Annotated in this window: 25 protein-coding genes; 18 read left to right on the top strand and 7 right to left on the bottom strand. The window is 71.6% G+C overall.

Going from position 1 to position 24,406, the window contains the following annotated elements; all coding sequences use genetic code 11:
* The first annotated feature begins 154 nt into the window (after nt 1-154).
* The 11 genes from AB0L37_RS36235 to AB0L37_RS36185 all read left to right on the top strand — a co-directional run bounded on the left by AB0L37_RS36235 (nt 155) and on the right by AB0L37_RS36185 (nt 12,378).
* Nucleotides 155-1,192 carry a hypothetical protein gene (locus AB0L37_RS36235; protein ID WP_365515653.1) on the top strand — a complete coding sequence of 346 codons (1,038 nt, stop codon included), beginning with the start codon at nt 155-157 and terminating at the stop codon, nt 1,190-1,192.
* Nucleotides 1,193-1,237: 45 nt separating this feature from the next.
* The gene (locus tag AB0L37_RS36230) at nt 1,238-1,765 is read left to right on the top strand and encodes a DUF6584 family protein (protein WP_365515650.1); all 528 of its coding nucleotides are present in this window, start codon (nt 1,238-1,240) and stop codon (nt 1,763-1,765) included.
* A 239-nt stretch (nt 1,766-2,004) separates the two neighbouring features.
* Nucleotides 2,005-3,207: a Cmx/CmrA family chloramphenicol efflux MFS transporter gene (locus AB0L37_RS36225; protein ID WP_365515647.1), complete on the top strand. Its 1,203-nt coding sequence runs from the start codon at nt 2,005-2,007 to the stop codon at nt 3,205-3,207.
* A 97-nt stretch (nt 3,208-3,304) separates the two neighbouring features.
* On the top strand, nt 3,305-4,552 hold the full coding sequence (locus AB0L37_RS36220; RefSeq protein ID WP_365515644.1) for an amidohydrolase: 1,248 nt from the start codon (nt 3,305-3,307) through the stop codon (nt 4,550-4,552).
* Between the two features lie 256 nt (nt 4,553-4,808).
* Entirely contained in the window at nt 4,809-5,867 is a 1,059-nt protein-coding gene (locus AB0L37_RS36215; protein ID WP_365515641.1) for a BMP family ABC transporter substrate-binding protein, read from the top strand.
* Between the two features lie 227 nt (nt 5,868-6,094).
* Nucleotides 6,095-7,144 (top strand): BMP family ABC transporter substrate-binding protein, encoded by a 1,050-nt coding sequence (locus AB0L37_RS36210; protein ID WP_365515638.1) that lies wholly within the window; start codon nt 6,095-6,097, stop codon nt 7,142-7,144.
* Nucleotides 7,145-7,327: 183 nt separating this feature from the next.
* Nucleotides 7,328-8,884 (top strand): ABC transporter ATP-binding protein, encoded by a 1,557-nt coding sequence (locus tag AB0L37_RS36205; protein ID WP_365515659.1) that lies wholly within the window; start codon nt 7,328-7,330, stop codon nt 8,882-8,884.
* Nucleotides 8,885-8,887: 3 nt separating this feature from the next.
* Nucleotides 8,888-10,027 (top strand): ABC transporter permease, encoded by a 1,140-nt coding sequence (locus tag AB0L37_RS36200; RefSeq protein WP_365515635.1) that lies wholly within the window; start codon nt 8,888-8,890, stop codon nt 10,025-10,027.
* Nucleotides 10,027-11,289 carry an ABC transporter permease gene (locus tag AB0L37_RS36195; protein WP_365515632.1) on the top strand — a complete coding sequence of 421 codons (1,263 nt, stop codon included), beginning with the start codon at nt 10,027-10,029 and terminating at the stop codon, nt 11,287-11,289. The genes AB0L37_RS36200 and AB0L37_RS36195 overlap by 1 nt, the downstream gene beginning before the upstream one ends.
* The gene (locus AB0L37_RS36190) at nt 11,286-11,678 is read left to right on the top strand and encodes a cytidine deaminase (protein ID WP_365515629.1); all 393 of its coding nucleotides are present in this window, start codon (nt 11,286-11,288) and stop codon (nt 11,676-11,678) included. The genes AB0L37_RS36195 and AB0L37_RS36190 overlap by 4 nt, the downstream gene beginning before the upstream one ends.
* A 148-nt stretch (nt 11,679-11,826) precedes the next feature.
* The gene (locus tag AB0L37_RS36185) at nt 11,827-12,378 is read left to right on the top strand and encodes a carboxymuconolactone decarboxylase family protein (RefSeq protein ID WP_365515626.1); all 552 of its coding nucleotides are present in this window, start codon (nt 11,827-11,829) and stop codon (nt 12,376-12,378) included.
* Between the two features lie 34 nt (nt 12,379-12,412).
* On the opposite strand, the gene AB0L37_RS36180 is transcribed toward AB0L37_RS36185, so the two are convergent.
* Nucleotides 12,413-12,856: an ester cyclase gene (locus AB0L37_RS36180; protein WP_365515623.1), complete on the bottom strand. Its 444-nt coding sequence runs from the start codon at nt 12,854-12,856 to the stop codon at nt 12,413-12,415.
* A 154-nt stretch (nt 12,857-13,010) separates the two neighbouring features.
* Here AB0L37_RS36180 and AB0L37_RS36175 point away from each other — a divergent pair, with 154 nt between their 5' ends.
* Nucleotides 13,011-14,288 (top strand): thymidine phosphorylase, encoded by a 1,278-nt coding sequence (locus AB0L37_RS36175; RefSeq protein WP_365515620.1) that lies wholly within the window; start codon nt 13,011-13,013, stop codon nt 14,286-14,288.
* A 95-nt stretch (nt 14,289-14,383) separates the two neighbouring features.
* A complete protein-coding gene (locus AB0L37_RS36170; RefSeq protein ID WP_365515617.1) occupies nt 14,384-14,968 on the top strand; it encodes a Uma2 family endonuclease in 585 nt (194 codons plus the stop codon).
* Nucleotide 14,969: 1 nt separating this feature from the next.
* Here the strand turns inward: AB0L37_RS36170 and AB0L37_RS36165 are convergent, their stop codons facing one another.
* Nucleotides 14,970-15,896, bottom strand: a complete 927-nt coding sequence (locus AB0L37_RS36165; protein ID WP_365515614.1) for an AEC family transporter — start codon at nt 15,894-15,896, stop codon at nt 14,970-14,972.
* Nucleotides 15,897-15,988: 92 nt separating this feature from the next.
* On the opposite strand from AB0L37_RS36165, the gene AB0L37_RS36160 reads away from it, so the two are divergent.
* Nucleotides 15,989-16,426 (top strand): STAS domain-containing protein, encoded by a 438-nt coding sequence (locus AB0L37_RS36160; protein WP_365515611.1) that lies wholly within the window; start codon nt 15,989-15,991, stop codon nt 16,424-16,426.
* On the opposite strand, the gene AB0L37_RS36155 is transcribed toward AB0L37_RS36160, so the two are convergent.
* Nucleotides 16,334-17,314 carry a sigma-70 family RNA polymerase sigma factor gene (locus AB0L37_RS36155; protein WP_365515608.1) on the bottom strand — a complete coding sequence of 327 codons (981 nt, stop codon included), beginning with the start codon at nt 17,312-17,314 and terminating at the stop codon, nt 16,334-16,336. The genes AB0L37_RS36160 and AB0L37_RS36155 overlap by 93 nt on opposite strands.
* 131 nt (nt 17,315-17,445) lie before the next feature.
* Nucleotides 17,446-18,741, bottom strand: a complete 1,296-nt coding sequence (locus AB0L37_RS36150) for an MFS transporter (RefSeq protein ID WP_365515605.1) — start codon at nt 18,739-18,741, stop codon at nt 17,446-17,448.
* Between the two features lie 62 nt (nt 18,742-18,803).
* Between AB0L37_RS36150 and AB0L37_RS36145 the strand changes: the two genes are divergently transcribed.
* A complete protein-coding gene (locus tag AB0L37_RS36145; RefSeq protein ID WP_365515602.1) occupies nt 18,804-19,772 on the top strand; it encodes a LysR family transcriptional regulator in 969 nt (322 codons plus the stop codon).
* 17 nt (nt 19,773-19,789) lie between these two features.
* Nucleotides 19,790-20,839, top strand: a complete 1,050-nt coding sequence (locus AB0L37_RS36140) for a hypothetical protein (protein ID WP_365515599.1) — start codon at nt 19,790-19,792, stop codon at nt 20,837-20,839.
* On the opposite strand, the gene AB0L37_RS36135 is transcribed toward AB0L37_RS36140, so the two are convergent.
* On the bottom strand, nt 20,821-21,579 hold the full coding sequence (locus AB0L37_RS36135; RefSeq protein ID WP_365515597.1) for an alpha/beta hydrolase: 759 nt from the start codon (nt 21,577-21,579) through the stop codon (nt 20,821-20,823). The genes AB0L37_RS36140 and AB0L37_RS36135 overlap by 19 nt on opposite strands.
* Nucleotides 21,580-21,714: 135 nt before the next feature.
* Between AB0L37_RS36135 and AB0L37_RS36130 the strand changes: the two genes are divergently transcribed.
* Nucleotides 21,715-22,848: an adenosine deaminase gene (locus AB0L37_RS36130; protein WP_365515594.1), complete on the top strand. Its 1,134-nt coding sequence runs from the start codon at nt 21,715-21,717 to the stop codon at nt 22,846-22,848.
* A gap of 225 nt (nt 22,849-23,073) precedes the next feature.
* Nucleotides 23,074-23,436 (top strand): ATP-binding protein, encoded by a 363-nt coding sequence (locus tag AB0L37_RS36125; RefSeq protein WP_365515591.1) that lies wholly within the window; start codon nt 23,074-23,076, stop codon nt 23,434-23,436.
* Between the two features lie 81 nt (nt 23,437-23,517).
* On the opposite strand, the gene AB0L37_RS36120 is transcribed toward AB0L37_RS36125, so the two are convergent.
* Nucleotides 23,518-23,718 (bottom strand): PspC domain-containing protein, encoded by a 201-nt coding sequence (locus AB0L37_RS36120; protein ID WP_365515588.1) that lies wholly within the window; start codon nt 23,716-23,718, stop codon nt 23,518-23,520.
* An 89-nt stretch (nt 23,719-23,807) separates the two neighbouring features.
* Nucleotides 23,808-24,350: a VanZ family protein gene (locus tag AB0L37_RS36115; protein WP_365515585.1), complete on the bottom strand. Its 543-nt coding sequence runs from the start codon at nt 24,348-24,350 to the stop codon at nt 23,808-23,810.
* Nucleotides 24,351-24,406 lie beyond the last annotated feature (56 nt).

The following is a 24,406-nucleotide window of genomic DNA, read 5'->3' as shown; positions in this document are numbered from 1 at the left end:
CCCCTGGGGGCGCCGGGGCGGGGGGGGGGGGGGGCGGGGGGGCCGGGGGGGGGGGCGGGGGGGCGCCCGGCCCCCCCCCCCCCCCCCCGGGGGGGGGGGGGGGGCCCGGGGGCCCCCCCCCCCCCGCCACGGCGTCCCCCGGGAGGGCCGCAGCATGTCGAGCAGTACGTTGTGCTTCGTCGAGAGCCCGGTGCAGCTCCTGAACGTCCTGGAGTGGGCCCACCACGCCCAGGCCACGGCGACCGTCGTCGTCCTGTCGCCCAACGACCCCATGACCCGCGGACAACTGCGCCGCATGGCGGAACTCGCGCGCGCCGAGGGTCACTTGGTGCGCTGGGAGGAGGCGCGCGGCGGCGCGTCCGCCCCCTTCCGGACCATCGGCGGGCTCGCGGGCCCCCTGCGCAGCGCGGACCGCGTCGTCATCGGCGACCCGTTCTCCCGCTACGTCCAACTGCTGCTCACGCTGCATACATTCATTGGGCGCGGCGCCCGCGACCTGGTCGTCGTCGACGACGGCACGGCCACGATGGAGTTCGTCTCCCAACTCGCCCGCGGCGAACGGCTGGTGCGCTGGCACCGGCGCGGCGGCCGCCCCGGGCCGCGTGACATCGCCTTCGGCCCCGTCTCGTCCGCCGCCCGTCGCAGACTCACGCCGCAGGAGGGCCGCAGCAAGGTCTCCCTGTTCACGTCCATGCCGGTCGACGAGGCGCCCGACGGCGTCGACATCACCGCGAACGACTACGCCTGGACCCGCGCCCGCTTCGGCCCGCCCCGTCTCACGCGCGGCGCCGACCTCGTCGGAACGTCCCTGGTGGAGACGGGAGTTGTCGACCTGGACCGCTATCTGGAGGCGGTCCGCGGCCTGGCCGCGGCCCACGGCGCCACCCGCTACTTCGCCCACCGCCGCGAGAGCGCGGAGAAGCTCCACCGCCTCGCCGTCGAGACCGGCCTCCAGATCGTCCGCCCCGACCTCCCCCTGGAGCTCATCGCCCGGCGCGGCCCCATCGGCCGCACGATCCTCAGCTTCCCGTCCACCGTCGTGCACACCCTGCCCATCGCCCTCGCGGGTACGGACGTGAAGGTCGCCGTCTGCGAGATCGACCCGGCCTGGCTGAAGCAGGGCGTCTCCGACCACGCGCAGGGGTTCCTCGCGGGGATCGCGGGGTCGGCGCGCGGCGTGCGGACGGTGTGAGCTTCCGGGTCGACGCGGCGCGGCACGGTGGCCGATCATGCGTGCATGCCTCTGAGAGAGACCCTCGCCCGAGTCGACGCGGACCTGGCCGCCGGCCGGGTCCCCGTCGCACGCCAGCGCCTGCGCGGTCTCGTCTCGTCGTTCCCGCACGATCCGACGCTCCGCCGCCGCCTGGCCGAGGTGTACCGGCTCTACGGCGACGCCGCCGAGGCCGGGCGCTGGATGTACCTCGAAGAGGACCGGAACGCCGAGGAGACCGCCGCCTTCGAGGCGCGGTACGGGTCCGCGGGCCGGCGGATGAAGGCCATCGCCTGGCGCGGCCCCGAGACCGAGGCCGCCACCGCCTTCGCGCGGGAGCGGCTGGGCGCCCTGCGGGCCGCCTGCGCCGAGGAACGGGGCCACCCCGTCGACTGGGACGACCCCGCCTCCTACCTGGACGGCCCGGCAGGGGAGCACGCGGAGCCCTCGGAGCCGTGGACGGTCCGCGAGGCACTGGCCGTCGGCGGCTGCCTGGTGGTGGCCCTCGCGTCCCTCGCGATCTGGGTGAACGGGATCATCGCCCTCTTCGACTGACGCGGACCGCGCGAAACCCGGTGGCCCGGCGCGGGGCGGGCCCCCTACCCTGGCCCCGTGAACAGCCCCGAGTCCGACAGACTCCGGCCACCGGCAGCCGTCCGGTGGCCTTCCCGCCCGTGAAGTGCTGAGGCCGCGCCCGCCAGGGCCCCGCCTCCGCCGACGCGCGCCGCCGCCACCGCCCGGACCGCCGTACCGCGACCACCTCGTCACTTCTCTGTACGGTCACGGAGTCCGCTGTGCCTGTTCCGCTGTACCTCCTCGCCCTTGCCGTGTTCGCGCAAGGAACCTCCGAGTTCATGCTGTCCGGCCTCGTCCCGGACATCGCCCACGACCTGGGCGTCTCCGTCCCCGCCGCCGGGTCGCTCACCTCCGCCTTCGCCGTCGGCATGATCGTCGGCGCACCCCTGACCGCGGTGCTCGCCGTCCGCTGGTCGCGCCGCGCCGCCCTCACCGGCTTCCTCGCGGTCTTCCTGCTCGTCCACGTCGTGGGCGCGCTGACCAGCAGTTACGGAGTCCTGCTCGCGACCCGGGTCGTCGCCGCCCTGGCCAACGCCGGGTTCCTCGCGGTCGCCCTCGCCGCGGCCGCCGCCATGGTCCCGCCCGGCGCGAAGGGCCGCGCCACCTCCGTCCTCCTCGGCGGCACGACCCTCGCCTGCGTCGCCGGGGTGCCGGGCGGCGCGCTGCTGGGCCAGTTCCTCGGGTGGCGGGCCGCCTTCTGGGCCGTCGCCGCGCTGTGCGTCCCCGCGCTCGTGGTCGTGGCCCGCTCGATCCCGGCCCGCTCCGGAGCCGCACCCGTCCCCGTACGCACCGAACTCCGTGCCCTGCGCGCCCCCGGCCTCGCCACCGTCCTCGCGCTCGGCGCCCTGGTGAACGCGGCCACCTTCTGCACCTTCACCTACCTCGCCCCGCTCGCCACCGAGGTGACAGGGCTGGCTCCCGGCGGCGTCCCCGCGCTCCTCGCCCTCTTCGGCCTCGGCTCGTTCGTGGGGGTCACCGCGGCGGGCCGCCTCTCGGACGCGCACCCGGTGCCGGTCCTCGTGGGCGGGGGAGCGGCGCTCGCCGCGGGCTGGGTCCTGTTCGCCGCGGCGGCGGGCAACGCCCCGGCCGTCCTCGCCCTCGCCTTCGTCCAGGGCGCCCTGTCCTTCGCCGTCGGCTCCACGCTCATCGCCCGGGCCCTGTACGCGGCGTCCGGCGCCCCCGGCCTCGCGGGCGGACTCGCCACGGCGGCCCTCAACACCGGCGCCGCGCTCGGCCCGTGGCTCGGCGGACTCGCGATCGGCGCGGGCGCCGGCTACCGGGGCGTGACGGTGGTGAGCGCGGGGCTCGTGGGGCTGGCGTTCGCAACGGGAGGCGTGCGCCGGGCCTTCCGTACGCGACAGGCGCTGAAACCGCAGGTGGAAAGAGACGTTCTACCCACCTCCTCCGATCCACATGCGTAGCCCGGCCAGATTTCTTACGTCAATCCGGCTGAACTTTTGTTGATCGCGGGTTAGTTGGCCCCTGCATCGCCCTACCCTTCACAGGGTGAACCATCTGATGTCCCGAGAGTCCGAGGCCGAACAGCCCGGGGAAGCCGCCCCCGGCAGCACGCTCCCCGGCGTGCTGCCCGAGGCCCTGCGCGCCGAACTGGTCGCCTTCCGCCGCGACTTGCACATGTACCCCGAGCTCGGCAACCAGGAGTTCCGCACGACCGCCGCGCTCAAGGCCCGCCTGGAGAAGGCGGGGCTCGTACCGCGCGTCCTCGGCATCGGCACCGGTCTCGTCTGCGACATCGGCGTCGAGGGCGGCGGCGAGTGGCGCGGCGGCCCCGGCATGCTCGCGCTGCGCGCCGACATCGACGCGCTGCCCATCCCGGACACCAAGAGCGACTGCGCGTACCGCTCGACCGTGCCCGACCGCGCGCACGCCTGCGGCCACGACGTGCACACCACCGTCGTGCTCGGCGCCGGGCTCGTCCTCGCCGACCTGCACCGCAAGGGCCGACTCCCGCACCCCGTACGGCTGATCTTCCAGCCCGCCGAAGAGGTGCTGCCCGGCGGCGCCCCCGACGTGATCGAGTGCGGAGTCCTCGACGGCGTACGGAAGATCGTCGGCGTGCACTGCGACCCGAAGGTCGACGCCGGCCGGATCGGGCTGCGGCACGGCGCCATCACGTCGGCGTGCGACCGCCTGGAGGTCACGCTCGACGGGCCCGGCGGCCACACCGCCCGCCCGCACCTGACCACCGACCTGGTCGTCGCCGCGGCCAAGGTCGCCACCGACGTCCCGGCGCTCGTCGCCCGCCGCGTCGACGCCCGCTCCGGCCTCTCCGTGACCTGGGGCCGCCTGGAGACGGGCCACGCCTGCAATGTCATCCCGCAGCACGCCGAGCTGTCCGGCACCGTGCGCTGCCTCGACCTCGACGCGTGGCGGCAGGCCCCCGACCTGGTGCACGCCGCGATCCAGGAGATCGCCGACCTCTACCGCGCCAAGCCCGTCGTGAACTACATCCGCGGCGTCCCGCCCGTGGTCAACGACCCGGCGGTGACGGACCTGTTGAGGGACGCCATGGCCGCGCGCCTCGGCCCCGACTCCGTCGAGGACACCCCGCAGAGCCTGGGCGGCGAGGACTTCTCCTGGTACCTGGAGCACGTGCCCGGCGCGATGGCCCGGCTCGGCGTGAAGACCCCGGGCGACCGGACGTCCCGCGATCTGCACCAGGGCGACTTCGACGCGGACGAGTACGCGATCACGGTCGGCGTCGAACTCTTCACCGCCGCGGCCCTCATGGACGGACAGGCCTGATGCGCGGACAGGCCTGATGCGCGGACAGGCCTGATGCGCGGACAGGCCTGATGCGCGGACAGGCCTGAGCGACCCGCACGACTGAGCCACGTGGCCGGTTCGACCCCCTTCGCCGGAGTCCGTCACCGGGGCGTAACCGGCCAGCGGCACGAATCGGTAACGGCGGCTCCGAAGGGCATTCCTCGGGCTTTCTACGCGCGTTATGGTGCGCCGAACTGAGCGCCACAGAAGGCGTGTTGGAGATAGGGGCTTCCTGATGCGTCGAATACCGCGGCTTACGCAGATCGCCGTCGGCGTCACCGGCCTGGCGCTCGCCGCCACCGCTTGTGGCGGTACCAGCAGTGACAACAGCTCGAGCGGCGGCAAGAAGGAGAACCTCGGCCTCGCCATCGCGTACGACGTCGGCGGCAAGGGCGACCAGTCGTTCAACGACTCCGCCTACGAGGGCCTGGAGAAGGCGAAGGCGGAGTTCGGCTACAAGACCGCCGACCAGGAGCCCAAGGACGGCGAGTCCGACGACGACAAGGCGCAGCGCCTGGGGAACCTGGCGAAGGCCGGCTACAACCCGGTCGTCGGCATCGGCTACGCCTACGGCCCGGCGCTCGAGAAGGTCGCGAAGAAGTACCCGAAGACCACCTTCGGCATCGTCGACTCGGTCGTGAAGGGCGACAACGTCGCCTCCCTGGTCTTCGCCGAGAACGAGTCCTCGTACCTCGCCGGTGTCGCCGCGGCCAAGGCCACCAAGACCGACCACGTCGGCTTCGTCGGCGGTGTCGACAACGAACTGATCAACAAGTTCGAGGCCGGCTTCGAGCAGGGCGTCGCGGACACCAAGAAGGGGATCAAGGTCGAGGTCCAGTACCTCGACGAGGACCCCGCGAAGGGCTTCGCCAGCCCCGACCTCGGTGAGGCCGCCGCCAAGAAGCAGCTGGAGGACGGCGCCGACGTGATCTACCACGCGGCCGGCCTCTCCGGGCAGGGCGTGATCAAGGCCGCCGCGACGCAGAAGAAGTGGGTCATCGGCGTCGACTCCGACCAGTACAACCAGAAGACGCTCGCCGCGTACAAGGACTACATCCTCACCTCCGCGCTCAAGGAGGTCGGCGGCTCCGTCTACGCCCTGGCCAAGTCGGTCCACGACAAGAAGCCGCTGACCGGTGTGCAGACCTTCGACCTCAAGGTCGACGGCGTCGGCGCCTCCGAGTCCAACCCGAAGTTCAAGACCATCGCCGGCCTCGCCGACGCGGTCGCCAAGGCCAAGCAGGGCATCGTCGACGGTTCGATCAAGGTCGACACCAAGCCCAAGAAGAAGTAGGTCAACCGCACGTCATACGTACAACGTCCAAGGCGGGCGCGGAATCCCTTCCGCGCCCGCCTTTCTTTGCTTTCGGCAACGCCTGTTTGCTGTGTGTCGGGGGTCTCGCACCCGGCCGGTAACAGGTTGGACAATCAGGGTTTTATGTTTTGTCTACGCGCGTTACTCTGCGGCGAACTCAGCGTCGGTCCCTGCTGTTCCGGCGCTTGTACGAAGGAGCACTTCTCATGCGCCGGGTTTCCCGCATAGCGGTCGCAGGCACCGCCACCGCCTCGCTCGCCCTCGCCCTCTCCGCCTGTGGCGGCACGTCCTCGGACGCCTCGTCGTCGTCCGCCGGCGGCAAGGACCTCGGTCTCGCCATCGCCTACGACGTGGGCGGCAAGGGCGACCAGTCGTTCAACGACGCCGCCTACGAGGGTCTGAAGAAGGCCGAGAGCGAGTTCGGCTACAAGACCGCCGACCAGGAGCCGAAGGACGGCGAGTCCGACGACGACAAGGCGGCCCGCCTGATCAACCTGGCGAAGATGGGCTACAACCCGGTCGTCGGCATCGGCTACTCCTACGCCCCGGCCGTGGAGCAGGCCGCGAAGAAGTACCCGAAGACCACCTTCGGCATCGTCGACGACGCCTCGAAGACCGGCAAGAACATCGCCGACCTGGTCTTCCAGGAGAACGAGGTCTCCTACCTGGCCGGCGTCACCGCCGCCATGAAGACCAAGTCGAACACCGTCGGCTTCGTGGGCGGCGTGGACAACGCGCTGATCAACAAGTTCGAGGCGGGCTTCACCAAGGGCGTCAAGGACACCAAGAAGAACGTCCAGGTCAAGGTCCAGTACCTCGACGAGGACCCGGCCAAGGGCTTCGCCTCCCCGGACCTCGGCAAGGCCGCCGCCGAGAAGCAGATCGAGGACGGCGCCGACGTGGTGTACCACGCCGCGGGCCTGTCCGGTCAGGGCGTCATCGAGGCCGCCGCCGGCGCGAAGAAGTACGCGATCGGCGTCGACTCCGACCAGTACAACCAGAAGGCGCTCGCCGCCTACAAGAAGTACATCATCACCTCCGCGACCAAGGGCGTCGCCGAGTCGATCTACAAGCTGGCCAAGTCCGTCGAGGACGGCAAGCCGGAGACCGGTGTCGTCACCGGCAACCTGAAGTCCGGTGAGGTCGCCCTCGCCGACTCCAACCCGGAGTTCAAGAACGACGCCAAGCTCCAGGCGGCCCTGAAGAAGGCCGAGGCGGGCATCGTCGACGGCACGATCCAGGTGCCGGTCAAGTAACACCACCCGAGCAGCAGGGCGCGGGGGAGAGCGGTTCCCACGTGTACGTCCGTCGTATACAGGGACCTTCTTCCCCGCGCCCCGTTCGTGCGATCCTGCTCGGCATCGCACGAACTCACTTCTCGCACACCGCTGTTGGGGCGCTACGCGTGTAGGCGACCCCCTTTCCCAGGAGAGTGCGCCATCGCCACGTCAAGCTCCCCGCCGGCCGTCGTCGCCGTAGAACTCAAGGGCATCACCAAGCGCTTCCCCGGTGTCGTCGCCAACCACGACATCTGCCTCACCGTGACCAAGGGCACCGTGCATGCCCTCGTCGGTGAGAACGGCGCGGGCAAGTCCACCCTGATGAAGATCCTCTACGGCATGCAGAAGCCGGACGAGGGCACCATCGCCATCGACGGCGAGCAGGTCTCGTACTCCTCGCCCGCCGACGCGATCGCCCGCGGCATCGGCATGGTCCACCAGCACTTCATGCTCGCGGACAACCTCACGGTCCTGGAGAACGTCGTCCTCGGCAGCGAGAAGCTGTACGGGATCGGCGGCAAGGCCCGCCGCAAGATCCTCGAGATATCCGAGCGCTACGGCCTCGGCGTGCGCCCGGACGTCCTCGTCGAGGACCTCGGCGTCGCCGACCGCCAGCGCGTGGAGATCCTCAAGGTCCTCTACCGCGGCGCCACCACCCTGATCCTCGACGAGCCGACCGCCGTGCTCGTCCCGCAGGAGGTCGACGCGCTCTTCGACAACCTGCGCGAGCTCAAGGCCGAGGGCCTCTCGGTCATCTTCATCTCGCACAAGCTCGGCGAAGTCCTCTCCGTCGCCGACGAGATCACCGTCATCCGGCGCGGCACCACGGTCGGCACGGCCGTCCCCGCCGAGACGACCCCCAAGCAGCTCGCCGAGCTGATGGTCGGCAGCGAACTGCCCACCCCCGAGACGGCCGAGTCGACGGTCACGGACCGCCCGGTCGTCGAGGTGGAGGACCTGCGCCTCGCGGCCCCGCACGGCGGCAAGCCGCTGCTCGACGGCATCACGTTCACCATCCACGCCGGTGAGGTGCTCGGCCTCGCGGGCGTCGAGGGCAACGGCCAGACCGAGCTCATCGAGGCCCTGATCGGCCTGGAGAGCGCGGACAGCGGCGTCATCAAGCTGCTCGGCGACGACGTCACCGCCTGGCCGACCCGCAGGCGCCGCGAGTCGGGCGTCGGCTACATCCCCGAGGACCGCCACCGCCACGGCCTGCTCCTGGACGCGCCGCTGTGGGAGAACCGCATCCTCGGGCACGTCACCGAGAAGCCCAACAGCAAGGGCTTCTGGCTCGACCCGAAGTCCGCGCAGGCCGACACCGAGCGGATCGTCAAGGAGTACGACGTCCGCACGCCCGGCATCGACGTCACCGCGGCCTCGCTGTCCGGCGGCAACCAGCAGAAGCTGATCGTCGGCCGCGAGATGAGCCACGCCCCCAAGTTCCTGATCGCCGCTCACCCCACCCGCGGTGTGGACGTCGGCGCGCAGGCGCAGATCTGGGACCAGATCCGCGAGGCCCGCCGCGAGGGTCTCGCCGTCCTCCTGATCTCGGCCGACCTCGACGAACTGATCGGCCTCTCCGACACCCTCCGGGTCATCTACGACGGCCGCCTGGTCGCCGACGCCGATCCGGCCTCGATCACCCCGGAAGAGCTGGGATCCGCCATGACCGGTGCGGCCTCGGGCCACCTGGAGCACACGGAAGACGGTGCCTGACCTATGAACACCTTCAAGCGCTGGGACTCCGAGAGGGTCCTTCTCGCGGTGGCCGGGCCGGTCATCGCCCTGGTCGTGGCGTTCGCCCTGACCGCGATCGTGCTCGCGGCGTCGGGTGAGAACCCGTTCGACCCGTTCTCGATCATGTTCGAGCAGGCGACGTTCTCCGACGTCCAGGTCCTCATCATCAACGACGCCGCCGGTCTCTACATCGGCGCGCTCGCGGTCGCCATCGGCTTCCGGATGAACCTCTTCAACATCGGCGTCGAGGGCCAGTACCGGCTCGCCGCCTGTGTCGCGGCCATCGTCGGCGCGCACATCGCCTTCCCGGCGTTCCTCCAGATCCCGCTCCTGATGCTGTCGGCCGCCGTGACCGGCGCCATCTGGTCCGGCATCGCGGGCGTGCTCAAGGTGACCCGCGGCGTCAGCGAGGTCGTCTCGACGATCATGCTGAACTCGATCGCGGCCTCCGTCATCGCGTACCTGACGCTGGAGGACGCGTTCGGTGTCGCCGTCGGCAACAACCGCACCACCGGCGAGATGGACAAGGCCGGCTGGTTCCCCGGCATCAACATGGGCGACTCGGTCGGCACGATCTACGGCTTCGTCGTCGTCGCCGTGGTCCTCGGCGTCGTCTACTGGGTGATGCTGAACCGCACCCGCTTCGGCTTCGACCTGCGCGCCTCCGGTGCCTCGGAGTCCGCGGCCGCCGCGTCCGGTGTCTCCGCGAAGAAGATGATCCTCACCGCCATGCTCCTGTCGGGCGCGGTCGCCGGTCTCGCCGGTCTGCCGACGCTGCTCGGCTCGACGCACACCTTCTCCGACTCCTTCCCGGCCTCGCTCGGCTTCAACGCCATCACCGTGGCGCTGCTCGGCCGCAACAGCCCGGCCGGCATGGCCCTCGCCTCGCTCCTGCTCTCCTGGCTGTTCAACGCGGCCGACCCGCTGGACCTCCAGGGCTACAGCTCCGAGATCGCCACGATCATGCAGGGCCTGATCGTGATCTCCGTGGTCGTCTCCTACGAGGCCGTACGCGTCTGGGGCACCCGCCGCCAGCAGTCGCGCGTCGGCGCCGAACTCGCCGCGGGCCACGTCCTCGGCACCTCCGACTCCAACGAGAAGAAGCAGGAGGTGGCCGCCTGATGAGTACGGCACCCGCCCTCGACAAGACGCCTGCCGCCGCCCCCGCGGCGCGGCGCAAGCTCAGCCTCCCCGTCCTGCTCCTGCTCGTCGCCGGACTGCTCTGCCTGGTCTCCGCGGTCCGCATCATCACCGGCGCGGACAGCCTGACCTCGGTCAGCCAGATGTCCACGGCGCTTCAGCTCGCCGTCCCCATCGGCATGGCGGGCCTCGGCGGCCTGTGGGCCGAGCGGGCCGGCGTGGTCAACATCGGCCTCGAAGGCATGCTGATCCTCGGCACCTGGTTCGGCGCCTGGGCCGGCTACCAGTGGGGCCCGTGGGTCGGCGTCTGCGTCGCCCTGATCGGCGGCGCGATCGGCGGCCTGGTGCACGCCATCGCCACCGTCACCTTCAACGTGAACCACATCGTCTCCGGTGTGGCCATCAACATCCTGGCCCTGGGCGCGACCCGCTACCTGTCGGCGATGATCTACGACGGCATGGACAACGCCACGACGCGTCAGTCCCCGCCGGTGCCGAGCCTCGGCGAGTTCACCGTGCCCGGCCTCGCCGACGCCCTGGCCGACCTCAACAAGCACGGCTGGTTCCTGATCTCCGACGTCGCTGGCCTGCTCGGCGGCGTCATGACGGGCGTCTCCTGGCTGACCCTGATCGCCGTCGCGCTGCTCCCGCTGTCCTGGTGGATCCTGTGGCGCACGCCGTTCGGTCTGCGTCTGCGCTCCTGCGGTGAGAACCCGGTCGCGGCCGAGTCCCTCGGCGTGAACGTGATCAAGTACAAGTACATGGCCGTGCTGGTGTCCGGCGCCCTCGCGGGCCTCGGCGGCGCGTTCCTGTCGATGGTCTCCTCCAACTACTACCTGGAGGGCCAGACCGGCGGCCGCGGCTACATCGGCCTCGCCGCGATGATCTTCGGCAACTGGATGCCCGGCGGACTCGCCCTCGGCGCGAGCCTGTTCGGCTACAGCGACACCCTCAAGGTCCGCGGCGGCACGGAGAACACCCACGCGCTGCTCCTGCTGATCGCCATCCTGGCGCTGCTCGCGGTGGCCTGGCTGATCTGGAAGAAGAAGTACGTGGGCGGCGTCGTCACGCTCGCCGTCTCCGTCCTGCTCTTCTTCTGGTACGCCTCCACCGACTCGGTGCCCAGCCAGGTCGCCACGGCCATGCCGTACGTCCTGACCCTCCTCGTTCTGGCACTCTCGGCCCAGCGCCTGAGGATGCCGAAGGCGGACGGACAGCCGTACCGGAAGGGACAGGGCAAGTGACCTCGCAAGCCGACTGGGAGGCGCTGCGGGCCGCGGCCCGTGACGCCATGTCCCGCGCGTACGCCCCGTACTCGGGGTTCCCGGTCGGCGCGGCGGCCCTCGTCGACGACGGCCGCACGGTCTCCGGCTGCAACGTGGAGAACGCGTCGTACGGACTCGGCCTGTGCGCCGAGTGCGGCCTCGTCTCGCAGCTGACCGCCACCGGCGGCGGCCGCCTGACGCACTTCACGTGCGTGGACGGCAAGGGCGACATCCTGATGCCGTGCGGCCGCTGCCGTCAGCTCCTGTACGAGTTCGGGGGCCGCGAGCTGCTCCTGGAGACGGCGTCGGGCGTACGGACGCTGGGCGAGATGCTGCCGGACGCGTTCGGGCCCGAGCACCTCGACTGAGCTGCGCGCACGTCCTCTTGAGGGCCGTCTTTCCGATACGGATCGGGGAGACGGCCCTCTGTGCTGTCACAGGCCCGCCCCGGCCGGCGTCTTCATGCCGAACCAGCACACCGGCAGCGAAGAACCCGTCCGAGGAGGACACGACACCATGGCAGAACTCCGCATCCCCAAGGCCGAACTCCCCGCCGAACTCCGCGCGGGCATGGTCGAGCAGCTCGGCGCGGTCATGGAGCCCGCCGAAGTGCTCTGGCACAACCCGCGCGTCGCCCAGGACGGCCTCGCGCTCGGCCGCCTCGTCGCCCAGTGGGACGCGGCCGACGAGAGCCTCAAGTCGTACGCGCACATGGCGGTGGCCGCGCAGGTCGGTTGCAGCTGGTGCCTCGACATCGGCTACTTCCAGGCGCAGAACGACAAGCTCGACCTGACCAAGGCGAGCCAGGTCCCGCGCTGGCGCGACTCCGACGTCTTCGAGCCCCTTGAGCGGGACGTCATGGAGTACGCCGAGGCGATGACGAACACGCCGCCCACGGTCACCGACGAGCTGTACGCGGGCCTGCTGGAGCGGCTCGGCCCGGCGGCGATGGTCGAACTCACCACGTACATCGCCTTCGTCAACTTCTCGACCCGGGGCAACACGGCCCACGGCATCACCTCGCAGGGCTTCTCGGAGGCCTGCGAGGTGCCGCTGGCCGGACGGTAGGGACCGCGCGGCGGGGGACGATCCGCGGGGGCCGTCAGGCGGGACCGCCGGGCAGCGCGCCGAGCTGGCGCAGCTGCGCGAGGACGTCGACGACCCCCCAGATCTCCACGATGCGCTCGCCGTCGAAGCGGAAGACGAAGATCTCGTCGTACGCGACGGCCTTCCCGGTCGGGGCGATCCCGCGGAACTCGCCCCGGTGCGTGCCGGTCACCCGGTTCCTGAAGACGACCTTGTCGCCCTCGGCGATCACGTCCTCGACGGAGACGTGCAGATCCGGGTAGGCGCGCAGCAGGACGACCCACACCTGCTTCAGGGCCTGCGCGCCGGTCATCCCGGTCGGGGTCGGCGAGTGGAACAGCACGTCGGGGGCGACGAGTTGGTCGACGGCCTTGGCGAAGACCTCCGCGTCACCGGAGTTCATGGCGTCGTGGAAGCGGGCGAACAGCGCCTTGTTGGCGGCGGCCTGGTCGGTGGACATCGGGTCCTCCTCGATGACGGTGATGGGGTTCCGAAGGAGATGACGGATGGGCCCGGCCGTATGTGACATCACCTTCACGCGAGGCGTCTATGCGCGTAGAGTCGGCGTGCCAGAGATCGCATCGCGCCTGCCATGAACCCTTGGAGGATCTGCCATGGACGTCATCTCCGTCATCCGCGCCAAGCGGGACCGGGGCCGCCTCACCGACGAGCAGATCGACTGGGTCGTCGACGCGTACACGCGCGGCGAGGTCGCCGACGAGCAGATGTCGGCCCTGGCCATGGCGATCTTCCTGAACGGGATGGACCGCGCGGAGATCGCCCGCTGGACCGCCGCGATGATCAACTCCGGGGAGCGGATGGACTTCTCCGTCCTCGCCCGCCCCGCCGCCGACAAGCACTCCACGGGCGGCGTCGGCGACAAGATCACGCTGCCGCTCGCCCCGCTGGTCGCGGCGTGCGGCGCCGCCGTGCCGCAGCTGTCCGGGCGCGGCCTCGGCCACACCGGCGGCACCCTCGACAAGCTGGAGTCGATCCCCGGCTGGCGGGCGGACATCTCCAACGACGCCATGATGCGCACCCTGGAGGACGTCGGCGCGGTCATCTGCGCCCCGGGCAGCGGCCTCGCCCCCGCCGACAAGAAGCTCTACGCGCTGCGCGACGTCACCGCGACCGTGGACTGCATCCCGCTGATCGCCTCCTCGATCATGTCGAAGAAGATCGCGGAGGGTACGGGGTCGCTGGTCCTCGACGTCAAGGTCGGCACCGGTGCTTTCATGCAGCAGCTCGACCAGGCCCGCGAACTCGCCCGCACGATGGTCGGGTTGGGCCGCGACCACGGCCTGCCGACCGTTGCCCTGGTGACGGACATGAACACGCCGCTCGGCCTGACCGCGGGCAACGCCCTCGAAGTCCGGGAATCCGTCGAGGTGCTGGCGGGCGGCGGCCCCGCCGACGTCGTCGAACTGACCCTGGCCCTCGCCCGCGAGATGCTCGACGCGGCCGGCCTCAAGGACGCCGACCCGGCGAAGGCGCTCGCCGACGGCTCGGCGATGGACGCCTGGCGCCGGATGATCGCGGCCCAGGGCGGCGACCCGGACGCGGCGCTCCCCGTGGCCCGCGAGACGCACGTCGTGACGGCCCGCGCCTCCGGCGTCCTCACCCGCCTCGACGCCCTCTCGGCGGGCCTCGCCGCCTGGCGCCTCGGTGCCGGCCGCGCCCGCAAGGAGGACCCGGTCCAGGCCGCCGCCGGCGTCGAACTCCACGCCAAGCCCGGCGACTCCGTCTTCGCGGGCCAGGTACTGATGACCCTGCACACGGACACCCCCGAACGCTTCGCGTACGCGGTCGAGGCCTTGGAGGGTTCGTACGACATCGCACCCGCGGGCACGGAGTTCACGGCGGGGCCGATCGTGCTGGAACGTATCGGCTGACCTGGGGTTTCCTCGTACGGGTGAACGGGACTGGTGGACCTGCGCCGGTCCCGTTCGGCATGCTGGTCTCGGTGACGCACTGATAGGAGATCGCCATGAGCGCACTCACCGTCCGCCATGACCCCGAGCAGAGCTGGGACGAACTGGTCCGGTTCTGGGAGGAGATGGAATGGCCTGAGGGCAGCAAGGTGGAGATCATCGACGGGACCATCACCGTGTCACCTTCGCCTGCTTACCAGCACAACGTGATCGCGGCGCGCATGCAGCGGCGTCTGTACTCCGTGATCCCTGACGACTGGGAGATCTTCCAGACCCTGGCTGTCGCCGTGCCGTCCCGCATGGGCATGCTCATCCCGGACCTGCTCGTGGCGCCGACGCTGGACGACGTGGAGTCGGACTCGCACATCCCGGCGGCGCTGGCCGAACTCGTCGTCGAGATCACCTCGAAGTCCAATGCCCGGAACGACCGCATCAGCAAGTGCGCCGCATACGCCGCCGCAGGCATCCCGTACTACCTGCTCGTCGACCGCTGGGCCCCCGAAGGCCCCACGTCGACGCTGTCCGGGGAACCGCACGACGACGTGTACCGGCCTCTGAGCGTCGTGAAGTTCGGGGACCCGCTGACCCTTCCCGAACCCTTCGGGCTGACCATCGACACCGGCGAGTTCCCCACGCCGTAGGTCACCCCAAGATCGCCGCCACCACCACGAGCACCGGCACCGAAGCCATCGTCGACAGCAGGATCGACTCCCGGGCGAGACGCTCGCCCACCTGGTAGCGGCTCGCGTACGTGAACAGGTTCTGGGCCGCCGGAAGCGCCGACGTCACCACGACGTCCAGCAGGCGATCGCCGTGCAGGCCGAAGACGTACGAGGCCAGCGCCCACGCCGCCACCGGCTGACCGACCGCCTTCAGCGCCGTCGACAGCAGCACGGGGACGCGGTCCGCGCCCCGGCCGCCCGGCCATGAACTCCCGCACAGCGATATCCCGAACGCGATCAGGATCGCCGGCACCGACATGTTCGCGATCAGTTCGAGCGGGTCGAGGACGGGGGAGGGGACCGTGACACCGGTCGCCGACGCCAGGACCCCCGACAGCGCGCCGATCGCGATCGGATTGCGGAACGGGGTGAGCAGCCGCTGCCACCACGTCTGCCGCGTCCCCGACGCCTCCGCCAGATCGAGGATCGTCAGCGCGACGGGCGTCACCACGATCTGCTGGAAGAGCAGCACCGGCGCCACCAGCGAGGCGTCGCCGAGCACGTACACCGCGATCGGGATGCCGAGATTCCCCGAGTTCACGTAACTGGAGCAGAGCGCACCGATCGTCGTACGGCCCACGCCCCACCGGCGGACGACCGCGACCGCCACGAAGACCCCTGCGACCGCCACCGTCGACAACGCCGTGACCAGCAGGCTCGGCGAGAGGATCAGCGCCAGGTCCGCCTTCGCCAGCATGGTGAAGAGCAGCGCCGGGGTCGCCACGTGGAAGGCCAGCCTGGTCAGGACCTCCCGGCCGTTCTCCCCCAGGTAGCCGCGCCGGCCGATGACGTAGCCGACCGCGATGACGAGCGCGATGACCGCGAACCCGTTGAGAACCCCCTGCACGGGTCCCACCCTCGGCCGCGAAGGAACCGCAGGTCAACGTTGATCCCCGTCAACGTGACCCAGCACACGCCCGCGCCACGGCCCGCGCGCCGATGAGTTCCGCCGCGCCGTCCGGTCTTGTCTACGTGGCTGCTTCCTCGTCTCCCTCCGGGCCCGCCTCCGGGGCCTCTTCCGTCGTGGTCGTCGCCGGGCCGATCCGCCCCGGCGACGCACCGCAGTGGTGCGACCGCGTCCGCGCCGCCGCACGAACCGGCGCGCCGGGCGCCGACGTCGTGTGCGACGTGTCCGGCGTGACCAGCACCGACCTCGCCACGATCGACGCCCTCGCCCGGATGCAGCTCGCCGCCCGCCGGGCCGGGGGACGGATCAGACTGCGCGACCCGTCCCCGAAACTGGCCCTCGTCCTCCAACTCGCCGGACTCGACGCCCTGTTGGGCCTATGCGTCGAGGTGCTCGGGGACGCCGAAGAGCGGGAACCACCGGTCGCTGAGGTCCAGGAAGCAGTGGAAGCCGGCGATCCGGCCCTCTGAGATCTCCAGGACCTGGATCGCCCAGGGCTTGAACCCGCCGTTGTCCGGGTCGGGCTTGTAGTGGGCGAACGCCGGTGTCCCGTTGGCCGAGACGGGCAGCAGCCGCGAGTTCTCGCACTCGTGGCCGAGCGACAGCATGAAGCCCGTGATGTCGTCCGTCCCCTGCAGCCACAGGTCGAACGGCGGCATCGTCATGACCGCGTCCTCGGCGAGCAGTTCGGTGAGCGCCTTCATGTCGTAGCCCTCGAAGGCCGCGACGTAGCGGTCCAGGAGCTTGCGCTGCTCGTCGTCGAGCGGGTCCGCCGTCGCCGAGTCGGCCGGTGGCGCCTCCGCGAGTGTCGCCCGCGCCCGCTGGAGCGCGCTGTTCACCGACGCCACCGAGGTGTCGAGCAGCTCGGCGACCTCGCTGGCCTTCCACGCGAGGACCTCGCGCAGGATGAGCACCGCCCGCTGCTTCGAGGGCAGTTGCTGGAGCGCCGCGACGAAGGCGAGCCGCACCGACTCACGGGCGACGGCGGCCTCCGCCGGGTCGTGCACGGTCGGCAGCACACGGGCGTCGGGCATGGGCTCCAACCAGACATTGTCCGGGCGGGGGTTGAGCGCGGCCTGCGCGAGCGGCGCGGCCGCGGTCAGGTCCATCGGACGGGCCCGCTTGTTCCCCGCGTTCAACAAGTCCAGGCACACGTTCGTCGCGATGCGGTACAGCCAGGAGCGGAGGCTGGAGCGGCCCTCGAACTTGTCGAAGCTGCGCCAGGCCCGCACCATCGTGTCCTGCACGGCGTCCTCGGCCTCGAACGCCGAGCCCAGCATCCGATAGCAGTACCCGGTCAGCTCGACCCGGTGCTTCTCCAGGTCGTCGAGTCCGGCTTTCGTAGCGGTGTCGCTCATTGTCCAACGCCCCCATCGCGGCTGTGATTCCCAGCACAACGCAAGCTACCGCAGCCCACTGACAACGGCCCCCGGACCAGCGAAATGCGCAGGTCCGAGGGCCGAAGGGGAAACGTGGGAGGCCGGTGTGGTCAGTGCGCCGCGAGTGCGCCCGCCGTCGTGTGACGCCGCTGCGCGCGGGCCGCGTACGTGCCCCACGCCGTGATCGAGACGACGCCGAGCACCGCCACGAGGCCCAGGCACACCGTCCCGGCCCAGCCGCCCGCGTGGAAGGCGATCGCGCCGACCGCCGAGCCCGCGCTGGAGCCGACGTAGTAGGCGGACTGGTAGAGCGCGGAGGCCTGCGCCCTGCCGTGCGTGGCCGTGTGGCTGACCGCCGACGAGGCCGTCGCGTGCCCGGCGAAGAAGCCCGCCGTGATCAGCATCAACCCGAGCAGGACGACGGGGAGTCGGGGCACCAGGGCCAGGAGCAGGCCCGCGGTCGTGGTGCCCGCCGCCAGGTACAGCGTGCCGCGCCGCCCGAGCCGCGCGACGAACCTGCCCGCCGCGGCGGACGACACCGTGCCCACCAGGTAGACCAGGAAGATCGAGCCGACGATGCCCTGCGGCAGGGAGAAGGGCGCGGCCGTCAGCCGGTAGCCGATCACCGTGTACACCGCGCCGAACACCGTCATGAACAGCGCGCCGATCACGTACAGGCGGCGCAGCAGCGGGTTCGCGAGGTGGCCGCCCACCGTCTGCGCGAGCGCCCGGGGCCGCAGCGATCCGGGGCTGAAGTGCTTCGGCTCCGGCAGCAGCATGCGGAACGCGACCGCGCACACCACCGCCATCACGCCGATCGTCCCGACGGCGACCCGCCAGCCCCACGCCTGAGCGATCCAGCCGCCGATGACCCGGCCGCTCATCCCGCCGATGGAGTTGCCCGCCACGAACAGGCCGATCGCCGCGACCAGCGCCTTCGGCCGCACCTCCTCCGCCAGGTACGCCATCGCGGACGCCGGCAGACCGGCCAGGGCGGCGCCCTGCAACGCGCGCAGCGCGATCAGCACGCCGAGCGACGGCGCGAAGGGGACCAGGAGCCCGACCGTGACGGCGACCGTCAGCGACGCCGTCATGATCGTGCGCCGCCCGAACCGCTCGGAGAGCGCGCTCAGCGGCAGCACGCACAGCGCCAGCGCGAACGTCGCTCCCGACACCGTCCAGCTCGCCGTGGACGCGCTCGCCCCGAAGTCGTCGGAGACCAGCGGCAGCAGCGCCTGCGTGGAGTAGAGGAGGGCGAAGGTGGCGACGCCCGCGAGGAACAGGGCGAAGCTCATCCGGCGGTAGCCGGGACCGCCCGGACGCATGCGCGTATCGGCATCGGACGCGGGGACGACGGGGGCGGCGACCGCGTGGGTGGCGGCCGCCTGGCTACTGGCAGGAGACATGCCACGAAGGTAGGACCGGCCGACTCATGCGTCCAATGCACAGACACTCCATAATCGTTCCCATGGAGCATCAACACAGGTCACAGCCGCGCCTGTCACCGTCCAGTGACACAGAAGACATGGTCACCCTCCTCGCGCCGCGGCTCTCCTACTTCGCCGCCGTCGCCCGCACCGAGCACGTCACGCGCGCCGCGCAGGAGCTCCAGGTCCCGCAGTCGACGCTCTCGCGCGCCATGGTGCGGCTCGAACACGACCTGGGCGTCGACCTGTTCGCCCGCCACGGCCGCACCGTCTCGCTCACCCCCGCGGGCCGCACCTTCCTCGGCTCGGTCGAGCGCGCGCTCGGCGAGGTCGGCAAGGCCGCCGAGTCCGTCCGCGCCGACGCCGACCCCGAGTCCGGCAAGGTCGCGTTCGGCTTCCTGCACACGATGGGCACGGAGACGGTCCCCGGCCTGATCCGCGCCTTCCGCGCCGACCACCCCCGCATCCGCTTCAGCCTCGTCCAGAACTACGGCGAGGCGATGCTGGAGAAGCTGCGCGCCGGCGAACTCGACCTCTGCCTCACCTCGCCCGTCCCGGACGCCCCCGGCCTGGTCGCCCGGCGCCTCGACGAACAGCGGCTGCGCCTGGTCGTCCCCGAGGACCACCGCCTCGCCGGCCGCAAGCGCATCCGCCTCGCCGAGACGGCCGACGAGGTCTTCGTCACCCTCGAACCCGGTTACGGCCTGCGCCGCATCACCGACGACCTGTGCGCGGAGGCCGGGTTCAAGCCCCGTATCGCGTTCGAGGGCGAGGAGGCGGAGACGCTGCGCGGCCTCGTCGCGGCGGGCCTCGGCGTGGCCCTCCTGCCGCCGCCCGCCGTACCCCGCCCCGGAGTCGTGGAACTCGCGGTCACCGGCCAGCGCGCCGTCCGCGAGATCGGCGTCGCCTGGCTGGACGGCCACCCGGACACGCCACCCGTCGCGGCCTTCAAGAAGTTCCTGCTGTCCCGGCGGGGGAGACTGCTGCCGGAACAGGCGGGGACGGAGTGACAGGGCGGACGGCGGACATGGCGCACACGAGCGAGGGGAACGGACCGCGGCGCCGGCTGCGGGCTCGCTGGGGCCTGCTCTTCCTCGCGCTCGGCGCGGTCCTCTTCGCCCTCGTCCTGCCCGCGGAGGCGGACAACCGCGCCTACGAAACGGCCCCGCCGTGCCCCGCAGCCCGGCCCTGCACCACGACCGTGCCCGCGACCGTCACCGGCAAGGAGACGGAGAGCGGCCGCAAGAGCAGCCGCTACTACCTGCGGCTCACCGACCGCGGCACGGACACCGCGCACCGCGTCCGGCTGGCGGGACGCACGCCCGTTTACGCGGCCGTGGGCGTCGGCGACAGGGTCCGCGTGACGTACTGGAAGGGCGAGCCGCGCGCGGTCACGTCCGGCTCCGCCACGCAGCGCATGTGGCGCTTCCCGTTCACGGACGGCCGCCTGCCCGGCGCGTTCGCGGTCCTCGCCCTCGGCACCGGACTCGGGGTCCTGTGGGCCGCATGGTGGCAGCGGCGCCGGGCCGCGCCCGAGGGGTACCCGTGGCAGATCGCGGCGGGCCTCGTCGCGGGCATCGGGACCGGCTGCGTCGGCCTCGCCGTCACGCTCATGGGCGACGACGTGTGGCAGGCGTCGCGGTTCACGGCGCTCGCCGCCGTACCGGTCGTCCTCGCCTCCGTCCTGCTCTGCTGGGGGATCGCGCGCCGTACGGCCCGCGCCGCCCGCCGCGTCGTCCCGGTGCCGCCCACCGGGCGCCGGGTCGTCAGGGCCGCCGTGCACGGGGACGTGCCCTACAGCAGGCCGGGCTACGGCCACCTGGTGATCGGCGACGGCGCCCCCGCGGCCACCCCCGACCCCAGCGGCAGCGTCGCGCTCGCCCCGCTCCCGCCGACGCTCACGGTGCGCCGCGTACGGGCCCTGTCGGCCGGCGACCCCGACGGCTGGTGGTCCGACACCAAGCACCGCGGCGTCGTCATCGAGTGCGCCGACGGCGACCGCACGGTCCTCGTCGCCGCCGGCCGAAAGGACGCGTCACTGATCCTCGGCGCGCTGGACTACCGCCCGAGCGACTGACCGAACCCCGACGCCAGCGGCATCCGCAGGCCCAGCGGCGGCGGCGCCGCGAGCGCGTCCTGGAGCGGCCGCGAGAACGGATGGCCGAAGAGCGTGCCGCGGACGAAGTCGACGGCCAGGGCGGTCACTTCGGCCCGGTGCTGCGCCAGGCGGTGCCCGTCCGAGTGGACCTCGAATCGGCACACGTCCCGGTTCGCCTTCTTCGCCCGCCCCGCGAGCCGGAACGACAGCTCCGGGTCGGTGCGCCGGTCGTCGGTGCCGTGCACGATCAGGACCCGTCGGCCCGCGAGCTGCTTCACCGGTTCGGGCGGCGCCGCGACATCGTCCTCCGGCAGCCAAGGGGCGAGCGCCAGAACGGAGTTGACGGCCGGGTGCCCGCCCGCGTGCAGGGCCGCGCGCCCGCCCATGTCCCGGCCCACCAGGCAGACCGGCACGTCGCCGTAGCGTCGTACGACCTCGTCGGCGGCCCACGCGGCGTCCCGGGCGAGCTCTGCCTGCGGACCGTTCCAGCCGCGGAAGCGGTACTGCACGACATGCGTGACCAGGCCGTCCTCGCGGCCCGCGCGCGTGAGGCGGCGCGCCAGGCGCCGCAGGGACGGGGCCGTGAGCGGCGACGGTCTGCGGGTGGAGGTCTCGTCGCCCCCGGGAAGCAGCAGCACCACGCCGCTGACCGCTCCGGGGACGGGCCCCGCCGCCTTGCCGAGTCCGGCCGCGCGGACCGGCGTCGCTTCCTGCTGCATGACAGAACAGTGTCAGAAGCCGTGATGTACGCCACCCGTCCGCAGGGTCACTGTTACGTATCGGCGGAGCATGTCCGGATCACTTTCTTTCGGCGACTCGGTCCGATCTACGCGCGTAGGGACTACAGTGCCGAAATGACGAGCCAGACCACCGCGAACCCCAGCAGCCCCCAGGTTCCGACCCCGGAGCAGATCCGCCGCGCGCCCAAGGTGCTCCTCCACGACCACCTCGACGGCGGCCTGCGCCCCGGCACCGTCGTCGACCTGGCCCGCGAACAGGGCTACGAGAATCTGCCGGAGACCGACCCCGACAAGCTCGGGACCTGGTTCCGCGAGGCCGCCGACTCCGGTTCCCTGGAGCGGTACCTGGAGACGTTCGCCCACACCTGCGCCGTCATGCAGACGCGCGAGGCGCTGGTCCGCGTCGCCGCCGAGTGCGCCGAGGACCTCGCCGAGGACGGCGTCGTCTACGCCGAGGTCCGCTACGCCCCCGAGCAGCACCTGGAGCGGGGCCTCACCCTCGAAGAGGTCGTCGAGGCGGTCAACGAGGGCTTCAGGGAAGGCGAGCGGCGCGCCAAGGCCAACGGCCACCGCATCCGCGTCGGCGCGCTCCTGACCGCCATGCGGCACGCGGCCCGCGCTCTGGAGATCGCCGAACTCGCCAACCGCTACCGCGACGCGGGCGTCGTCGGCTTCGACATCGCGGGCGCCGAGGCGGGCTTTCCTCCCACCCGCCACCTCGACGCGTTCGAGTACCTCAAGCGCGAGAACAACCACTTCACGATCCACGCGGGCGAGGCCTTCGGCCTGCCGTCGATCTGGCAGGCCCTCCAGTGGTGCGGCGCCGACCGTCTCGGCCACGGCGTGCGCATCATCGACGACATCAAGGTCGAGACCGACGGCACCGTCCAACTCGGCCGCCTCGCCTCCTACGTCCGCGACAAGCGCGTCCCGCTGGAGATGTGCCCGTCCTCCAACCTCCAGACGGGCGCGGCCAGTTCGATCGCCGAGCACCCGATCGGCCTGCTGCGCGCCCTGCGGTTCCGCGTGACGATCAACACGGACAACCGCCTCATGTCCGGGACGTCGATGAGCCGAGAGTTCGGCCTGCTCGCCGACGCGTTCGGCTACACGCTCACCGACTTCGAGTGGTTCACGACCAACGCCCTGAAGTCGGCGTTCATCCCGTTCGACGAGCGCCTCGCCATGATCAACGACGTGATCAAGCCGCGCTACGCCGAGCTGCGCGCGGAGTGGCTCTTCCAGTAGGCGTTCCGGGGTTCCCGGGCCGCCCGGTCAACGCCAGGTTGACGGTGATCGAAGTATTACCGTCCCCTGCGCAACCGGGCGGCCGCGCGCCGCTGACCTGGGGTTCCGCCCTGATGGCCGAGCGCGTGCGGAGCGCGGGCGCGGGGTCGGGGCAGTAACTCCATGGCGATGTCCGGTGTTTGCCGATCAGAACCCCGTCACCAAGGAACCAGGAACAAGGGACCCATGAAGCAGTCTGCCGCCAAGACCCTCGGTGTCGCCGCTCTCGGCGCCGCCTTCGCCGCCGCCGGCGCCGGTGCCGCGAACGCCGCCCCGGCTGTGCCCGACGCCGCCGGGGCCGTCGGATCCGTCACCTCGATGCTCCCCGTCGAGCAGGCGGCGAGCACCCTGCCCGCCGGTGCCCCCGAGTCGCTGGCCGCCGGTCAGAACGCGCTGGGCAGCAGCCTCAGCACCGCCGAGGCGGCCCCCGCCGCGCTCTCCGGCGACAGTGGTGACCCCGTCTCCGGACTGCTCGGCGGCCTGCCGGTCCACCAGGCGCTGCCGACGCAGGGTCTGCCGGTCGCGGGCGGTCTGCCGATCGTCGGCTGACTCCGCTGACTCCACGCACGCCGAAGGGGCGCGCCCGCACATCGCGGGCGCGCCCCTTCGGCGTCTGGACTTCGGGCCGGGTCACCAGGCCTGGCGGGCCTTGCCCTCGCTCGGGAACATGATCCACAGGGCGATGTAGAGCAGGAACTGCGGGCCCGGCAGCAGACAGGACAGCAGGAAGATCACGCGCATCGTCGTCGCGGAGGTGCCGAAGCGCCGTGCCAGCGCTGCGCACACTCCGCCGATCATCCGTCCGTTCGTGGGGCGGGCAAGGGCGGTCATGGTGGGCTCCTTCGCGAACCGTGAAGACTTCGGTGTGTGTCGTGCTTACGTATTCGAAGTTACGGTCACGAAGCGGGCAAAGCGTCAGCTCACGGGGCGATGCCGACCCTGGGAATCGTCGGGGTCGGACCCTGAGCCGGCTCCTCCAGGGGGAGGGGCGGGCACTCGGCCCCCCGGCGGATCCTGGCCCTGAGGGCGGGCACGACGGCCAGATACCCGACGGCCACCCCCACCGTGTTCAGGAGCAGCGAGTCGACATCCACGACCTGCCCCGGCACCCCGGTCTGGAGGAGCTCGATGCCGAGGGAGATCAGGGCGCCGGCCGCGACCGTACGCACCAGCGAACCCCACACCGACACATGGAGCCGCCCGCCGGCCAGCGGCAGCAGCACACCCAGCGGGGCGAGCAGGGCGAGCCCTTCGGCGATGCGCCTCGCCCCCTCGCGCCAGCCGAGCGCCAGATCGGCCCGGATGCCGGCCAGCGGATGCAGATTCGCGGGGCTGACCCACGGCACGTCCAGCGGGCGCAGCGTGAGCCATCCGACGAAAAGGAGATGCACGGCGAGGAGAGCGATCCCTGCCGTACGGAAGCGGAGGGCGGCCCCGTGGCCGCCCGAGCGATGGCGCTGCACGCCCCCCAAGACGCCGGGGGCGGGAGGATCGGTTCCGGGGGATCCGCGATGACGTA

Origin of the sequence: Streptomyces sp. NPDC052225 (assembly GCF_040679615.1) — a bacterium.
GTDB lineage: Bacteria > Actinomycetota > Actinomycetes > Streptomycetales > Streptomycetaceae > Streptomyces.
This window is presented reverse-complemented; position numbering and strand designations above follow the sequence as displayed.

Bases quoted from the DNA above. Each gene is read 5' to 3' on its own strand.
- AB0L37_RS36135 (WP_365515597.1), bottom strand. From the start codon at position 21,579: ATGCAGCAGGAAGCGACGCCGGTCCGCGCGGCCGGACTCGGCAAGGCG.
- AB0L37_RS36200 (WP_365515635.1), top strand. From the start codon at position 8,888: ATGAACACCTTCAAGCGCTGGGACTCCGAGAGGGTCCTTCTCGCGGTG.
- AB0L37_RS36220 (WP_365515644.1), top strand. From the start codon at position 3,305: ATGTCCCGAGAGTCCGAGGCCGAACAGCCCGGGGAAGCCGCCCCCGGC.
- AB0L37_RS36215 (WP_365515641.1), top strand. From the start codon at position 4,809: ATGCGTCGAATACCGCGGCTTACGCAGATCGCCGTCGGCGTCACCGGC.
- AB0L37_RS36160 (WP_365515611.1), top strand. From the start codon at position 15,989: ATGAGTTCCGCCGCGCCGTCCGGTCTTGTCTACGTGGCTGCTTCCTCG.
- AB0L37_RS36170 (WP_365515617.1), top strand. From the start codon at position 14,384: ATGAGCGCACTCACCGTCCGCCATGACCCCGAGCAGAGCTGGGACGAA.
- AB0L37_RS36195 (WP_365515632.1), top strand. From the start codon at position 10,027: ATGAGTACGGCACCCGCCCTCGACAAGACGCCTGCCGCCGCCCCCGCG.
- AB0L37_RS36145 (WP_365515602.1), top strand. From the start codon at position 18,804: ATGGAGCATCAACACAGGTCACAGCCGCGCCTGTCACCGTCCAGTGAC.
- AB0L37_RS36210 (WP_365515638.1), top strand. From the start codon at position 6,095: ATGCGCCGGGTTTCCCGCATAGCGGTCGCAGGCACCGCCACCGCCTCG.
- AB0L37_RS36230 (WP_365515650.1), top strand. From the start codon at position 1,238: ATGCCTCTGAGAGAGACCCTCGCCCGAGTCGACGCGGACCTGGCCGCC.
- AB0L37_RS36175 (WP_365515620.1), top strand. From the start codon at position 13,011: ATGGACGTCATCTCCGTCATCCGCGCCAAGCGGGACCGGGGCCGCCTC.
- AB0L37_RS36235 (WP_365515653.1), top strand. From the start codon at position 155: ATGTCGAGCAGTACGTTGTGCTTCGTCGAGAGCCCGGTGCAGCTCCTG.
- AB0L37_RS36130 (WP_365515594.1), top strand. From the start codon at position 21,715: ATGACGAGCCAGACCACCGCGAACCCCAGCAGCCCCCAGGTTCCGACC.
- AB0L37_RS36180 (WP_365515623.1), bottom strand. From the start codon at position 12,856: ATGTCCACCGACCAGGCCGCCGCCAACAAGGCGCTGTTCGCCCGCTTC.
- AB0L37_RS36185 (WP_365515626.1), top strand. From the start codon at position 11,827: ATGGCAGAACTCCGCATCCCCAAGGCCGAACTCCCCGCCGAACTCCGC.
- AB0L37_RS36125 (WP_365515591.1), top strand. From the start codon at position 23,074: ATGAAGCAGTCTGCCGCCAAGACCCTCGGTGTCGCCGCTCTCGGCGCC.
- AB0L37_RS36120 (WP_365515588.1), bottom strand. From the start codon at position 23,718: ATGACCGCCCTTGCCCGCCCCACGAACGGACGGATGATCGGCGGAGTG.
- AB0L37_RS36155 (WP_365515608.1), bottom strand. From the start codon at position 17,314: ATGAGCGACACCGCTACGAAAGCCGGACTCGACGACCTGGAGAAGCAC.
- AB0L37_RS36150 (WP_365515605.1), bottom strand. From the start codon at position 18,741: ATGTCTCCTGCCAGTAGCCAGGCGGCCGCCACCCACGCGGTCGCCGCC.
- AB0L37_RS36140 (WP_365515599.1), top strand. From the start codon at position 19,790: ATGGCGCACACGAGCGAGGGGAACGGACCGCGGCGCCGGCTGCGGGCT.